14 protein-coding genes are annotated in these 15,185 nt (G+C 64.3%); 5 read left to right on the top strand and 9 right to left on the bottom strand.

Annotated elements, in window-relative coordinates:
- The first annotated feature begins 375 nt into the window (after positions 1–375).
- The gene (locus F8E02_RS05070) at positions 376–2,160 is read left to right on the top strand and encodes a lectin like domain-containing protein (RefSeq protein WP_317064396.1); all 1,785 of its coding nucleotides are present in this window, start codon (positions 376–378) and stop codon (positions 2,158–2,160) included.
- A gap of 207 nt (positions 2,161–2,367) precedes the next feature.
- Entirely contained in the window at positions 2,368–5,274 is a 2,907-nt protein-coding gene (locus F8E02_RS05065; RefSeq protein WP_317064395.1) for a PKD domain-containing protein, read from the top strand.
- 142 nt (positions 5,275–5,416) lie between these two features.
- On the opposite strand, the gene rpl12p is transcribed toward F8E02_RS05065, so the two are convergent.
- The 8 genes from rpl12p to F8E02_RS05025 form a co-directional block, all read right to left on the bottom strand.
- The gene (gene rpl12p, locus F8E02_RS05060) at positions 5,417–5,731 is read right to left on the bottom strand and encodes a 50S ribosomal protein P1 (RefSeq protein WP_317064394.1); all 315 of its coding nucleotides are present in this window, start codon (positions 5,729–5,731) and stop codon (positions 5,417–5,419) included.
- Between the two features lie 27 nt (positions 5,732–5,758).
- Positions 5,759–6,784 (bottom strand): 50S ribosomal protein L10, encoded by a 1,026-nt coding sequence (locus F8E02_RS05055; RefSeq protein ID WP_317064393.1) that lies wholly within the window; start codon positions 6,782–6,784, stop codon positions 5,759–5,761.
- Positions 6,785–7,426 (bottom strand): 50S ribosomal protein L1, encoded by a 642-nt coding sequence (locus tag F8E02_RS05050; protein WP_317064392.1) that lies wholly within the window; start codon positions 7,424–7,426, stop codon positions 6,785–6,787.
- Between the two features lie 51 nt (positions 7,427–7,477).
- Positions 7,478–7,954, bottom strand: a complete 477-nt coding sequence (locus F8E02_RS05045; RefSeq protein WP_317064391.1) for a 50S ribosomal protein L11 — start codon at positions 7,952–7,954, stop codon at positions 7,478–7,480.
- A gap of 203 nt (positions 7,955–8,157) precedes the next feature.
- Positions 8,158–8,631, bottom strand: a complete 474-nt coding sequence (locus F8E02_RS05040; RefSeq protein ID WP_317064389.1) for a transcription elongation factor Spt5 — start codon at positions 8,629–8,631, stop codon at positions 8,158–8,160.
- A 5-nt stretch (positions 8,632–8,636) separates the two neighbouring features.
- Positions 8,637–8,846: a protein translocase SEC61 complex subunit gamma gene (locus F8E02_RS05035; protein ID WP_317064388.1), complete on the bottom strand. Its 210-nt coding sequence runs from the start codon at positions 8,844–8,846 to the stop codon at positions 8,637–8,639.
- A 6-nt stretch (positions 8,847–8,852) separates the two neighbouring features.
- The gene (gene ftsZ, locus F8E02_RS05030) at positions 8,853–9,950 is read right to left on the bottom strand and encodes a cell division protein FtsZ (RefSeq protein ID WP_317064387.1); all 1,098 of its coding nucleotides are present in this window, start codon (positions 9,948–9,950) and stop codon (positions 8,853–8,855) included.
- Complete coding sequence (locus F8E02_RS05025; protein WP_317064386.1) at positions 9,947–11,272, bottom strand: D-aminoacyl-tRNA deacylase; 1,326 nt, start codon at positions 11,270–11,272, stop codon at positions 9,947–9,949. The genes ftsZ and F8E02_RS05025 overlap by 4 nt, the downstream gene beginning before the upstream one ends.
- An 82-nt stretch (positions 11,273–11,354) precedes the next feature.
- Here F8E02_RS05025 and F8E02_RS05020 point away from each other — a divergent pair, with 82 nt between their 5' ends.
- From F8E02_RS05020 to F8E02_RS05010, 3 genes are read left to right on the top strand one after another with little or no spacing between them, the layout of a single operon-like run.
- Positions 11,355–11,537, top strand: a complete 183-nt coding sequence (locus F8E02_RS05020; RefSeq protein WP_317064384.1) for a hypothetical protein — start codon at positions 11,355–11,357, stop codon at positions 11,535–11,537.
- Positions 11,534–12,736 (top strand): molybdopterin molybdotransferase MoeA, encoded by a 1,203-nt coding sequence (locus F8E02_RS05015; RefSeq protein ID WP_317064383.1) that lies wholly within the window; start codon positions 11,534–11,536, stop codon positions 12,734–12,736. Before F8E02_RS05020 ends, F8E02_RS05015 begins: the two co-directional genes overlap by 4 nt.
- Entirely contained in the window at positions 12,730–14,592 is a 1,863-nt protein-coding gene (locus F8E02_RS05010; RefSeq protein WP_317064382.1) for a molybdopterin biosynthesis protein, read from the top strand. The genes F8E02_RS05015 and F8E02_RS05010 overlap by 7 nt, the downstream gene beginning before the upstream one ends.
- On the opposite strand, the gene F8E02_RS05005 is transcribed toward F8E02_RS05010, so the two are convergent.
- A complete protein-coding gene (locus tag F8E02_RS05005; RefSeq protein WP_317064381.1) occupies positions 14,519–15,001 on the bottom strand; it encodes a TIGR00725 family protein in 483 nt (160 codons plus the stop codon). The genes F8E02_RS05010 and F8E02_RS05005 overlap by 74 nt on opposite strands.
- Positions 15,002–15,185: the final 184 nt, after the last annotated feature.

The following is a 15,185-nucleotide window of genomic DNA, read 5'->3' as shown; positions in this document are numbered from 1 at the left end:
TATCACCTCCCTATTCTCCCGAAACTCTCCTAAACAATACTCAGGAACCGGGATCGGCAACGGAAGTGGCCGATTCCGCTAAAGAGGCGGATAAATTTATCCGTTGAAACAAGCCATCTCTCTACTACAGAGAACCGGATTTGGCGTCAGCTCTGCTTGAGAATGGGATTTTCTCCCTCAAGGCGTCGCCCCGGCAACCTCCTGGCGGAACGGCATATGACTCCCGAAAAACATATCTCCCCGATATCTTCAGCGCTGCTCGTGCTGGTGGTTCTGCAGGCCGCCTGCGGGATCTGTGCTGCCGACGAACCCGGATCGCTCCCCTTTCCGCCGGGCTCACCAGGCGGATCAACGTCATGCCCGGAGGGGGAACTGGTGTTTGCCCCGCAGAATCCGCATTTTCTCGATTATCAGGAGAGATCCTTCGAGGGAGCCGGGCTCCTGACGCTCGACGGGAGCAGGCACCTGTACGGCTACGCCCCGTCCCCTGTGGACCTCTCTCACCTCCGGGCAGACCCTGGCTTCCAGGCACCGGCCCGGGGGTCACGCTACGACCTGCGGGACTCCGGCCGGGTCACCCCGGTGAAGGACCAGGGGTATTACGGCACCTGCTGGGCCTTCGCGTCTCTTGCATCGCTTGAATCGACAGGGGTCCCGGCGTTCGGTACCAAGGACTACTCGGAGAAGCATATGGCGAACCTCAACGGGTTCGATTCTGAGGTCGATGACGGGGGCGATAACCTCATGGCGACGGCCTACCTCACCCGCTGGGGAGGGCCCGTCTATGAGGAAGAGGACCCGTATCCCGGAAATTTCAAGTGGACCGCTTCCCCCGCCGGACTCACCGGGAGGGTTCACTCCCAGGAGGTGCTCTTCCTTCCCTGCGACATTACCCGGATGAAGGAGGCGGTAGTAGAGAAGGGAGCGCTGTTCACAGGCTTCCGGGTGAATCTTTCCAGCTTCGCGGAGACCCCGTCCTCCACGTCGTATTACTACAACGGGAGCTCCGATCTCCGGATAGAGGGCAGCCATGCGGTCACCATCGTCGGGTGGGACGACACCTTCGATCGGTCGAAGTTTGCCACGGCACCGCCCGGAGACGGCGCCTTCATCTGTAAGAACAGCTGGGGGACCGGGTGGGGGGACGACGGATACTTCTACATCTCATACTACGACGATTCGTTCAACAATTCCCTCGCACAGCCTGCAGTCTTCACCGCTGAACCGACGACCAACTACGATACCGTCTACCAGTACGACCCCTATGGATGGACGAGTTCATGCACGATACACGAGCCAGGTGAGTGGGCCTACGCTGCGAATGTGTTCCAGGCAACCGGGAACGAAAAGGTCGCTGCCGCAGGGTTCTACACCCCGGCGATGGACTCAGAATACTCCATCTCCATCTACCGCGGCCAGGAGACTTTGACTACGCAGAGCGGGACGATCGAGGACGCGGGGTTCCACACGATTGCGCTGGACAACCCGGTTCGGGTCCGGGTAGGAGAGACCTTCACGGTCTGTCTGGCTCTGAAGACGCCGGGATACGACTATCCGATAATCGTTGAAAAACCGATAACCGGTTACTCGTCGAACGCCGATGCCTCCCCGGGGGAGAGTTACGTCAGCGGCGACGGGTCGAACTGGATCGACATCTCCGAGCAGAACATGAATGTCTGCATTAAGGCCTACACCCGGTCGATCCCGCCTCCCGACTTCACGGCGAACGTCACCGCCGGCCCGGCGCCCCTCACGGTCCAGTTCACCGATACCTCGACAGACGACCCGTCGTCCTGGTCGTGGGACTTCGGCGACGGGCAGACCTCGACGGAGCAGCACCCCGTCCACACCTATGTCCTCCCCGGCAACCACACCGTCACGCTCTCGACGAACGACGGCGCAGAGACCTGCACAGAGCCCGGCTACATCAAAGTCACCCCGGTCCTCTTCGGTGACGCGAACGAGGACGGCGCGGTCAACCAGGCCGACACCCTCGTCGTCCTCCAGGAGGTCGTGGGCCTCCGGGAGCAGCCTGCCGCCGGCACCGGCCGATTCTGGCGGACGGACGTCGACACGAACGGCATGATCGAGGTCGGCGATGCCCTCTTCATCGCCCAGTACAACGTCGGGCTCCGGAACGTCTGGTTCGAGTTACTCTGAGACCTCTGCGGGCCGGGTGAGGGTCCGCCCCCTTCTGGTTCGAAGTGCGCCAGGTTCCCTGAGGTTCCCGGCAAAAGAGAGCACGGGGGAATCCCTTGAACATGATATAAATACGGCGGTTTTCAGTCCTCCACTTATCTCCCGAATAAGAAGAAAATAACGGATTGGGATGCGAAGTTATATGATTCCCGGCGCTGATGACCGTATATGAGTGATATCTCAACCGGGTGCAGGGTTGCTCTTTTCACCCTCTGCCTTGGCCTGTTTACGGGCATGCTCGCATTCCCGGCAGCAGCGCTCATGGTCGACCTCTCCCCCTCGTACCTTGCAGAGCACTCGGACGCGATAGCGACCGGGACGATCACCTCCGTCGAGAGCCGGTGGGACGAGGCCGGCACCGGAATCGAGACCGTCGTCTCCTTCTCGGTCGGCGAGACCCTCGCGGGCGGACTCCCGGAGGACCCCGTCCTGGTACTCCCGGGCGGAACGGTGGATAGGATTACGCTCTGGGTGGAGGACGTTCCGGTCTTCTTCCCGGGTGAGACCGTCGGGCTCTTCCTGAAAGAGCGTCCCGACGGGTCTTACCTGCCGGTCGGCCTCTCGCAGGGGGTCGTGCCGCTCGCCGACGGGTCCGGGGCAAAGGACCGGGCGGCAGGCCTGCTCACGGCCGAAGAGTTCGGCGGGAGGGTGGACGCCGCGCTGCAGGGCGACGCCGGAATCTCGTGGACGACGGCAACGTCGGTCCCCGCGCCGGTCGGGACAGCGGCAATCTCTTCTGGCGCCGTCGCCCCGACGAGCGCATCGGCGGGGACCGGGACCGAGTTGACGATAACCGGGACAGGGTTCGGGGCCAAAGCGTCCAGGGAGAGCAACGCCGACGTCGCGTTCTTCTTCACCTCGATCAGCGGCACATCCTACTGGATCTACGCTACCGGCTACATCCCGGTCGAGAACTGGCAGAGCATCAACCCGAACGATATCGTTTCCTGGACCGACTCGAAGATCGTCTGCAGGGTCCCGACCGGGACGGCCTGGCGGGGGCAGACATACCGGGGGTCGGCAGGCAGCGGGCCGGTCTACGTGCTTCACGACAACGGGGCGACCACATCGGGCCCATACTCGCTCACCGTCCCGTTCGGGTGGAGCAAGAGCCGCTGGCAGGGAACGGCACCCGTCGTCCCCTTCTACGTCAATCCCCCTGCGGTATCGGGCGCTCTCACTGCGGCGCAGAACGCCGCCGCGACGTGGACGGCGGTCCAGGGCTCCGACTTCTCCTTCCAGTATGCCGGGACCACGACCTCGACGGACAGGATCTACAACTACAAAAACGAGATCCTCTGGGGCGACATCGCCACGGACGGGGTGCTTGCCCAGGCGAGCACATGGTCCAGCGCGGGACAGGTTGTCGAGTGCGACATCAAGTTCAACACCCGGTACTCCTGGTCGACCAACCCCGGGACCGGGCAGTTTGATATCGAGACGGTCTGTCTCCACGAACTCGGTCACTGGGTCCAGCTCCTCGACCTCTATGGGAACGTCCAGGGATACCCCTCCGACACGGCGAAGGTGATGTACGGCCGGGTCGGGGCCGGCCAGATCAAGCGCACCCTGACCGACGCTGACGCCGCCGGAGCATGCTGGATCTATCCCGGCCAGGTCCCGGCCCCGGCGATCGCCGGGATCACCCCGAACTCCGGGTATGCCGGCAGCCTCGTGCAGGTCACGGGCCTTTCAGGGACCGGCTTTGTGGACGGCGCCACGGTGAGGCTCACCCGGACGGGTCAGCCCGATATCGTGGCGACAGGCGTCTCGGTCGTCTCCTCATCGAAGATCGCCTGCACGCTCGATCTTGCCGGAAGAGAGGCAGGAGCCTGGAGCATCGTCGTGACGAACCCGGACGGACAGTCGGCCGTACTCCCGCAGGGCTTCACCGTCAGGACCCCGGTCGCCCTCACCCTCACCGCCGGGGAGGATACAGTCATGCGCGGCAACCCGTTCGATCTGACCCTCGGCGGCGAGAGCAGCCGGACCTATTTCATATACATCCAGGCGGCCGAAGGCACCTCCCCGGCGGAGTACCCGTTCATCGCACCCGGACAGCCCGGCGTAAGCAGCATCGGGACCACGGGGCCCCGGACGGTGGCGAACGCGACTGCGGCCTCGCAGGCAAACGTCACCGCTGGGCCATCCGGCACCTGTACAGTCCGGTTTGAGACGAACGCTTCGACAAAGCCGCAGAACTACACCATCGAGGCGATCGACTGGACCGACCCCTCACGCTCGGCAAGCGTCACGGTGAGCGTGGAGCGGGGAATGGTCACCCTCACGGTGCCGGGGGCCGGCACCTTCCGCATCGGGGAAGAGGTCGTGCTCGGCGGCACCAACACAGACTCTCCCGTCACCTATCTCTCCGTCACCGGTCCGGGCCTTCCCCTGAACGGCACGGGACCTGACGACCTGACCGCGCCCTGCGTGACGGGAGATGCCGATACGTTCACGCAGGCCGCCGTCGCGCCGGACGGCACCTGGGAGTACCGGTGGGGGACCGCCGCCATCGCGGAGGGGGTATATACGGTCTATGCCGCCGCGGAACCGAGGTCAGCAGCGGATCTTGCCGGGACAGCGCACGCAATCGCCGGGATAGAGTTCGTCCCGGCGCCGAACGCGTCCTTCACCGCCGACGCCACCGCCGGCCCTGCCCCGCTCACCGTCCGGTTCACCGATACCACGACGGAGAACCCGTCATCCTGGCTCTGGGACTTCGGCGACGGGAGTGTGTCGACAGACCAGAATCCGACTCATACCTACACCCTCCCCGGCAACCACACCGTCACGCTCTCGGTGGACGGCGGGCTCTCGACCGCCACGAGACCGGAATACGTCAGGGTCACCCCGGTCCTCTTCGGCGACGCGAACGAGGACGGCATGGTCAACCAGGCGGATACCCTCATCGTCCTCCAGGAGGTCGTGGGGATCCGGGAGCAGCCCGCCGCCGGCACCGACCGGTTCAGCAAGACCGATGTCCATACAAACGGCGTGATCGACGTCGGGGACGCCCTCTTCATCGCCCAGTACAACGTCGGCCTCCGGGACGTCTGGTTCGGGGCGCTCTGACAGCCCACTTTTTTTCAGGACAGTTCTCCTCGTAGCCGGCAGTCTCCGGGATACTCACCGCAGGAGAGCCGGGGCTCGAGCGTTGGCGTGAACAGGAGATCAATAGAATACCAGCAGACCGCCGGCGAAAGGAAAAAGGAGTTTAGCCGAAGAGGGCGCCGAGACCGGCCATGCCGCTCTCTTCTTCCTCTTCCTTCTTCCCCTCTTCCTCGGCCTCTTCCGCGGCCGCGGGTGCGGCTGCTGCAGGGGCGGCTGCCGCGGGTGCGGCGGCGACCGGCGCGACGGCGGCCTTGCTGATGGCCTCCTCGATGTTCACGCCTTCGAGTGCGGCGACGAGGGCCTTCACGCGGGCATCCTGGACGGCGACACCGGCCGCGTTCAGGACAGCAGTCACATTCTCTTCAGTTACGTCCTTGCCTGCGTTGTGCAGGAGCAGTGCAGCGTAGATATACTCCATGTTGATTCACCTCAGTTTGAAATAATATTAGCCGAAGAGGGCACCGAGACCGGCCATGCCGCTCTCCTCTCCCTCTTCCTTCTTCTCCTCTTCCTTCTCTTCTTCCTCGGGCTTCGCCTCGGATGCTGCCGGGGCAGCGGCAGGCGCCGCAGCGGTCGCCGCAGCGGCGGCCTTCAGGGTCGCCTCATCAAGCTCGAAACCGTGGCCCTGTGCCGCGAGCGCGACGACGAGCATCTCGCGCTGTGCGCGGCCGATGATCAGGTCGGCGATATCCTTCTCGTAGATCGGCGCCTCGACACCCACGCTCCGGGCCTCGCGCACCGCCTTGCCGATGATCGCCTCGATCGTCAGCGGAGTCGGGATAGCCGCGTTCACCGAGAGGTTGAACGCCTGCCGGGCAGCGAGCATGATGTTGTTGAGGTACCCCTCTTCGTCGATTGCGAGGAGGTCCGGCGTGAAGACGGTGTTCTTGTAGTGTGCAGCGAGCAGGATCAGACCGACGTCCATCGGCTTGATGCTGAGCTTCACGAGGGCCTCGGCAACCTTCTTGTTGATGACCTCGCCCTTCTTTACGACCGTCTTGGTCTCACGGATCTTGACCTTTCCGCCCTCGATGGCTGCGGGAATGCCCACCTGCTGAAGCTCGCCCACGATCGGGCCGGGCTTGAAGGTGGTCGGACCCTTCGGGACGACGATATCCTCGGGAGCGGTCTCGCCGGGCTTCGCCGCCATCTTGGTCTTCGTCTTCTCCAGCAGTTTGAAGAGCTTGAAGGGGTTCTCGTCCGTGAAGATCAGGGCACTCTGGCCGTCGGCGTGATTGTTTAACGTCGCGACGCTGCCGCCGAGCTCGTTTAAGGCGTGCTCGATCAGCGTGTTGCGGGCCATCTTCACCGTCGCGGTGCCGCGGAGGTTCCGCCGGATCTGCTGGATCTGCGAGGCAGGGATGCCGTACATATCCACGACGCCGACGAGGGTGTGCTCCTCGATACCGCGCTTGATCTCCTCTACTTCTTCCTTCTTCCACCTGGGCAGGTGGTGCGTGTAGAGTGCCATCTAGATCACCCTCACTGCCGGCCCCATGGTCGTCTTCACGTAGACCGAGTGGATGTTGAGCGCGCCGCTCTCCAGGACCGACTCGACTCTCCGGAGGACCACGTCGATATTCTCGGCGATCGCTACGGGTTCCATCCCGGCCGAACCGACCTTCGCGTGGAAGACCTTCTTGTCCTTCGTCCGGATCTTGACTGAACTCCGGAGACGCTGAACAATAGGCCTGACGTCCATTCCCTGCGGAACGGGCATCGGCATCCTTCCGCGCGGACCGAGCCTGACACCGAGGTAACGGCCGACGAGAGGCATCATTGCCGTCTCGGCAAGGAAGAACTGGTAATCCTCCGCCATCTTACGGGCTTCCCGGGGTTCCCCACCGAGCCGCTCGATCTCCTCAGGTCCAATGATAAGGTCCACATTCACCTCTTTTGCCTGCGTGGTGATGTCGCCCTTCCCGAGCACAGCGATCTTGACGTTGTCAAGGCTGTTCGGGAGGAGAATCGTCTCATCGATACGATTCTTGGGCTGGGACATATCGACATTCCTGAGGTTGACGGTGATATCCACGCTCTCCTTGAACTTCCGTTCCGGAGCCTTCTCCAGTGCCGCCATCACGGCTTTCTGTATACTGGTTTTATCAACCATCCTTTGCCTCCATAGTACACGACCTCACGATCTTCTATGGTTGTCTGACATCTATGCGACGAGTACGCCGTCGTATTCCCCGTTGTTGATGGCCTGGATCATCTCGCGGGGCTTCCTGCCCTCGACGGTGACACCGACGCTCACGCACGTTCCAACGACCTCTTTGACGGCCGATTTCAGATCATACGAGAGCATGTCATCAAGCTTCATACGGGCAATACGGACGGCGGCCTCCAGCGGCAGATCTCCTGCCACTAAAGCACCCGGCTCTGCAGACCCCTTCGTGATACCGGCCTCTTTCATGACGAGCGCCGTCGTGGGCGGAATGCCCACCTCAATCGTGAAGTTCCGCTTGTCGTCGACTGTGACCGTCACCGGCACTTGCATGCCGTTGAAGTCAGCCGTCTTTTTGTTGATCTCATCGACGACGGCCTTCACGTTGATACCGAGAGGTCCGAGTGCGGGGCCCAGAGGCGGGCCTGCTGTGGCCTTGCCGCCAGGTACCAATACCTCGACCGTTTCTGCCATACAAGTTCACCAGCTTATTCCTCAGGGGAATAGTTGCCTGGGTTATCCAAGGTCGACGTAACGGGATTTAAAGGTATAGTGCAGAAGGGTGTCAGGAGATGGCGGCAAGGCCGATCCACAGATGGGGACGCCTTCCGGCAGGAAGCATCGACGGCGGCGCAAAGACCCGGGCCGGGCCGGGAAAAAGAAGGGAGAAGAACTCTTCAGCGGGCGTCTTCCGACCGTTCCACGACGCGGACGGAGTCGCCGCGCACGGTGATCGGGATGGGGACCATACTCTCGTATAGTTCGACCGTGATCTCTTCCTTTCCGGAATCGATCCTCTTTACGACAGCTTTTTCGCCCTTGAAGGGGCCTGCAATGATCTCGACGATGGTGCCCTCGGTGATGCCGCTGACCACCGGTTTCGGGACCAGGAAGTGCTCGACCTCGGAGAGTGCGGTCGAGCCCTGCACCACCGCGCGCGCGTGGGGGATCAGCTCGACCAGCTGCTCGATCCGGGCGATGGAGTCGGGACTCTCCACGAGAACGTAGCCTTTCAGCTCCTCGGGGACCATGACGGCCATCACGTGGATGTCCTTCTGCTCGCGGATCACCTTATCGATGTTGTCGGCTACCGTCCGCTCCTGCTTCGCGGTCGTCTTGATCGCATATACTCTGTTTACGCTCTCAGCCATAACCATCAGTTCGGCAGGACCAGCATGATCTCGTATACGATAAAGCCGACAAGACCGACGAGCAGGATCCCGGCAGCTGCCACGATCGCGATCTTGGAGAACTCGTCGCGGGTCGGCGTCCGTGCCAGTTTCAGCACGCGCCAGTACTTCTTGAAGAGTTCCTCATCGAGCTTGAACGACTTTACTTCATCGAATTTCTCTTTATAGTCCATCATACCGGCTCACTTCAGGAAGTCGATCTCAAACTGTTTCATCATGCGTGGCATACTCTTTTCGTTTCTCCCATATATTTGTGGTGACCGGACGCCGGTGACGACGAGGAGCGTCCGCATCCGGCCCTGCATCTCGGGATCGACCTGCGCGCCCCAGATGATCCGGGCGTCCGGGTCGATGCGGTCGTAGACCTCCTGGATTACGGCTTCCGCCTCGAACATCGTCATATCCGGACCGCCGACCACGTTGACGAGCGCCGCGCTCGCCCCGGAGATATCGACATCGAGCAGCGGGGAGCGCAGCGCCTTCTTGACGGAGTCGGCGGCCTTGTCCTCACTGTCGCTCTCGCCCATCCCGATCATCGCGACGCCGCCGCGCTCCATGACGGTCCGGACATCGGCGAAGTCGAGGTTGACGAGCCCGGGCATCGTGATCAGTTCGGTGATGCCCTTGACCGCCCGCATCAGCACCTCGTCGGAGACCTTGAAGGCGGCGTGGAGGGGGAGCCGGGGAACGACCTCGAGCAGGCGGTCGTTCGGGACGACGATGACGGTATCCGCCACCTCACGGAGCCGCTCGAGACCTGCCTCGGCGTTCTGCCCGCGGATGGCGCCTTCGGCAGTGAACGGCAGGGTGACGACGGCGATCGTCAGGGCGCCCTCCTCACGGGCGGACTTCGCGACCACGGGTGCGGAGCCGGTGCCGGTCCCGCCCCCGAGACCGGTGGTGATGAAGACCATGTCGCAGCCCTCGACGGCCCGCTTGATGTCGTCCTCGTTCTCGAGCGCCGCCTCCTCGCCGACCTGGGGGATCGAGCCCGCACCAAGCCCGCGGGTCCTCTGCCTCCCGATCAGGATCCGGGTGTCCGCCCGGGTCCGGATGAGGTGCTGGGCGTCGGTGTTGATCGCGACCAGCCGCGCTCCGTTGATCCCTTCTTCCGCCATCCGGGTGACCGTGTTCGAACCGCCGCCGCCGCAACCGACGACCGCGATCTCAGTCCGGAGTTCCATGAGGATATCTTCAAGATCCTTGTCGACCCCCATGGGCTCAGCAAAGCGCTGCTCCTCTCGTGCCCGTGAAAGTGCCTCTTCTACGATGGATTTCATATGTAATTCTCCAATCCCGGGATAGGTATCCGCTTCACGCTGGTTGTCTGTACTGCATCGGGGGTGATCCGCCGTCCCTCGATCTCAACCGCTTTCCCGCCGGCAAGCATGGCAAAAAGCGGTCCTTTCGGGACCCCGAGCGTGCGCGCCTTCCCGGGGTCGAACCGCACCTTCCGGAGGACGAGGTGATCACCGTCGATTACAGCATTTTCACAGATAAGTATGAGTTTTACACACAGGGTAGTTATATCACTTGCGAGTCGAGAGGCCGTATCCGCAAAGCAGATAAACGTGGGAAGGACTTCTTTTGACCCGTCGGAGAGGCTTACCACGGGGAAATCGCTCAATGCGGCAAAAAACCCATCTTTATCGGATTTAACCGTTTCCTCGACCAGATCGGGGTTCACATCGACCGGAACGGGAGTTCCTTCTCCAGCAAGGCCGTGAATGCGGATGCGGGAACCGGCAGCGATCGTTTCGGCAACCTCCCTCACCCTGAGGTAGGTATGCCATTCGAGACGGGAGGCCTCGACGATCTCCGACTCGGAGAGGAGAGGGAGCCCGGCGCCATCGAGCATCCGCCCGATCCGCCCGGCCTCGGCGGGGGAGAGCGATTTTCTGTCGATGTAAGCGGCGACCGCACGGCTCGCCTCTCTCATCCGCCCGATCATGGCGGGGGTGAGGGCGCCGGCCTGCCGCGTCGGCACGATGTGGCCGAAGGCGCCCCGCGACGAGAGGGCGATCTCGGTCTGGCGCACGGCGTAGTGGGTCCCCCCGAACCCGACGAGGTTGATCGTCTCTTGAGGCGCCGCGGAGAGGATGCTCTCCGCGACCGCTCTCCCGGCGGCCGGGTCGGCCCACTCCGTGGCGGTGGACCCGATCTCGACGAAGAGAGAGGGCACGGCAAGCGCCGTCGGGCCGTGGTGCGTCACCTCGTAGGAGACCCGGTAGCCCTCCGGGGCACGGGCGGCGAGGTTGCCGAGGATGGCATGCATCCATGCCGGGGCCGCGGGTGCGAGGGCTTCCGGCTCCCCGCCGAGGTCGGCGGCATCGTAGTTGCCGGTCACGTGGACGGTCAGGGCGGGGACCGCCTGGACGCTCGAGTGCCGGGAGATGAAGATGATGAGATCGGCATCGATCGTATCGTCGATCCGGTCCTGATAGATCAGTCTCCCCTGCACCTCGTGGAAGACGAGCATATGCTGCTGTGCAAGCGGCCAGGGCCCGCCCTCCGCGATCGCGGCCCTGAGATGGTCGCGGATGTTTGCACCTGCCAGGTCTTCCTTTGAGTTGATCAGCGCGATCCGCATCAGTACATACATGGGCGGGCGGCATGGTAAATGGTAGTGCCTGACCGGCTCAATAGTAAATCCTATCTCCCTTCAGGCAGACCATGTGGGTATCATGGACGAAGAAAAGATCCGGAAAGCGTTCGAGGCGTATGGTATCACGGACGAGATCACCTGCCCGCAGGCATTCGAGATCTCGGAGAAATACGGTATCCCGAAGATGGAGATCGCCCGCTACTGTAACCAGCGCGAGCCCAGACTGAAGATCCGGGGCTGCCAGCTCGGCTGCTTCAGATGAGCCTCTTTCTATCGGTCGTCCCGGTCAGCGAGGCCGTGGCAGCGGTGCAGAGGATCGCGCCGCCGTCCGGGTGCGAGGAGGTGCCGCTTGAGGACGCACTCCACCGGGTCCTCGCGCAGGACGTCCATGCCGACATCGATATCCCCGGCTTCGACCGGTCGACGGTCGACGGTTACGCGGTCGCCGCGGCCGAGACGACCGGGGCCTCCGAGGCCATCCCCGCGATGCTCCAGTGCCGGGGCCGGGTGGGGATGGGGAGCACGGACGCCGGGAGCATCTCCCCCGGGTCGTGCCGTTACATCCCGACCGGCGGCGCTCTTCCCGGGGGTGCGGACGCGGTCGCGATGATCGAGCATACCGAGCAGGTCGGCGACGATATCCTGATCCACCGGCCGGTGGCGCCCGGCGAGAACGTGGTCTTCCAGGGCGAGGACTTCCGCGCCGGCGAGGTGGTCCTCAGCCGGGGCCGCGTCCTCTCCCCGCGGGACATCGGCGTCGCCGCCGCGGTCGGTGCCGACCGGGTCGTCGTGACGAGGGTCCCGAAGATCGGGATCATCTCCACGGGAAACGAGCTCGTCCCCGTCGCCGCGACCCCCGGGCCGGGCGAGGTCCGGGACGCGAACTCCTACCTTGCCGGCGCCTTCGTGACGGAGCGGGGCTGCCATCCGGTCTACTTCGGGATCATCCGGGACGACCGGGCGGTGCTGACACAGGCGGTCGCATCAGCGCTCGATGAGTGCGACGCGGTCCTGGTATCGGGGGGCTCCTCCAAGGACGAGCGGGACAACACCGCCGCCGTCATCGCGGACCTCGGCGAGGTGCTGATCCACGGGATCGCTCTCGCGCCGGGCAAGCCCACCATCATCGGGACGGTCCGCGGAAAACCGGTCATCGGGCTCCCCGGCCACCCGGCCTCGGCCTTCGTCGTGCTCGTCGCCGTCGTCGACCACCTCCTCGCGGCGATGCTTGACTCCGCCGTCTCCCGGCGGACCGTGCGCGCACGGCTGACGCAGAACGTCCCCTCGGCCCGCGGCCGGGAGGACTACGTCCGGGTCAGCGTCAGGGACACTGAAGCGACGCCGGTCTTCGGGAAGTCCGGGCTCCTCAACACCCTGGCCCGGAGCGAGGGGCTGGTACGGGTCCCGGCATCGAGCGAGGGGCTTGAAGTGGGAGAAGAAGTCGAGGTGATCCTGTGGTGAAGCGCTACCTCTCGGTCATATCGCTCGCCGAAGCCAGGGCACTCGTGGAACGCTCGTTTACGGCGACGCCGGGGGTCGTCCGGGTCCCGGTGACCGCCGCGGCGGTCGGGAGGATCACCGCCGAACCCATATTCGCCCGGTTCTCGGTCCCGGCCATCCACATCTCGGCGATGGACGGGATCGCGGTTCGGAGCGCCGATACCCATGCTGCGAGCGAGCAGCGCCCGGTGACCCTCCCGGACGCGGCGAGGGTCAATACGGGCAACATCATCCCTCCAGGTTACGACGCGGTCGTGATGATCGAGGACGTCTGGGTCGACGGCGGGACCTACACCGTCCGCAAGTCCGTGAGCCCCTGGCAGCACGTCCGGCCGGTCGGCGAGGATATCGGGGAGTCGGAGATGATCCTCTCTTCAAACCACCGGATCCGGCCGCACGACGTGGGAGCGCTCGCGAACTACGGGGTCACGGAGGTCGCGGTCAAAAATGTCCGGGCCGGCCTGATCCCGACCGGGAGCGAGCTCGTCCCGGCAGGCGAGATGCCACCGCCGGGGAAAGTCGTGGAGAGCAACACCCTGATGGCCGCAACGGTCCTCGCGGGGGCGGGCGTGGAGGCGCACCGCTATGGAATCGTCCCGGACGAATACGACCTGATCCGGGACGCCGTCCGGCGCGGTGTCGCGGAGAATGATATCCTGCTTGTCTCGGCGGGATCGTCCGCCGGGACCCGCGACTACACGGCCTCCGTCATCGCAGACCTCGGCGAGGTGCTGGCGCACGGAGTCGCCATCAAGCCCGGAAAGCCGGTGATCATCGGCCGGGTCGAGGGAAAGCCGGTGATCGGCCTCCCCGGCTACCCGCTCGCGGCAGCAACGGTCCTCCGCGAGATCGTCCTGCCGCTCATCGCCCGCTACGGCCTCTCCGTCCCCCGGCCGGAGCGCGTCGAGGCCGGCCTGACCACGAGCCTCCACTCGGATATCGGGACCGACGAGTTCGTCCTCCTCTCGGTGGGGAGGATCGATGAGCGCTGGGTGGCGGTCCCCCAGTCGAGGGGTGCCGGGGTCCAGATGAGCATGGTGCGGGCGAACGGCTACCTCCAGATCCCGTCGCAGAAGGAGGGCGCCGAGGCCGGAGAGACCGTGGACGTCCGGCTCACGGTCCCCCGCGCGGAGGCGGAGGAGGCGGTCCTCATCACCGGCAGCCACGACCCGGCCCTCGACTACCTGGCCGACCTGGTCCGGCCGCGCGGCGTCGATATCCACTCCACCCACGCGGGGAGCATGGGCGGGGTTATCGCGTTGAAGAAGCAGGAGTGCCACGCGGCCCCGATGCACCTCCTCGCCCCCGACGGCACCTACAACACCCACTACCTGGAGCGCTACATGCCCGGCGCGGACCTCGTCCTCCTCTGCGTGGCGGAACGGCAGCAGGGGGTCATCTCTCGCGACGGCATCGGGTTTGACGACCTGCCGGGCAGGACATTCATCAACCGGCAGAAGGGATCGGGGACGAGGATGCTCCTCGACCACCACCTTGCCCGGCGCGGGATCGACCCGGGCCTCATCCCCGGATACGGGCGCGAGGCGACGACGCACCTTGCGGTGGCCCTCGCGGTCAAAACAGGGGAGGCCGATGCCGGGATGGGGGTCTACAGCGCAGCAAAGGCGCTCGACCTCCCCTTCGTCCCGGTGGCGACGGAACGCTACGAACTCGTGATGCACCGCGAGATGCTCGACGATTCGCGAATCGCGGCCCTCGTCGAGACCGTCTCCTCGGAAGCGTTCAAAGTGATCCTCCGGGGTCTCGGGGGCTACGAGACGGACGAGACCGGCGTCCTGCGCGGACTGCGAGGCTGACCGCCTCCTCAGGCCCGGCGCAGGCCCTCACCCCCTTTATCTCCCAGGTCGAAAGACCGAAGACCGGCTTACCGATCTTGAGGCTGACTGCGACCTCCGAGAGCGTGCCGTAGCCTCCCCCGACAGCGATGACCGCGTCCGCCGAGTTGACCAGGATGACGTTTCGCGCGTGGCCCATCCCGGTCCGGATCACCACGTCGAGGTAGGCGTTTCCCTCCCCAACATCGGGGAGAATCCCGAGGGTCATCCCGCCGGCCTCTTTTGCGCCCCTGCAGGCGGCCTCCATCACCCCGCCGAGGCCACCGCAGCAGACGGTCGCGTTGCTTTCGGCGATGAGGCGACCGACGGTTTCTGCGGTTCTGTATTCTTCGCCGGAGCAGTCCCCCCGGCCGATGACAGCGATCTGCATGGAGGAGGGATCGGGGTTTCGACGGAATAAAAGGGCGGGCCGGATTGAGAGAAGATACCTTCGCGGCGTCGTGTGAGACTAAGTCACTATCCCACTGTTACCTCACGCGAAGGCGCGAAGCCGCGAAGTCGGGTAAATGGATCTTGACAATCCTTCGCGCTCTTCGCGCCTTCGCGTGAGATTC

This window comes from Methanoculleus caldifontis, from assembly GCF_032842345.1.
In the GTDB taxonomy this organism is placed as follows: Archaea; Halobacteriota; Methanomicrobia; order Methanomicrobiales; family Methanoculleaceae; genus Methanoculleus; species Methanoculleus caldifontis.
Note: the sequence above shows the minus strand (reverse complement) of the source record. Positions and strands in the feature narration are given on the sequence as shown.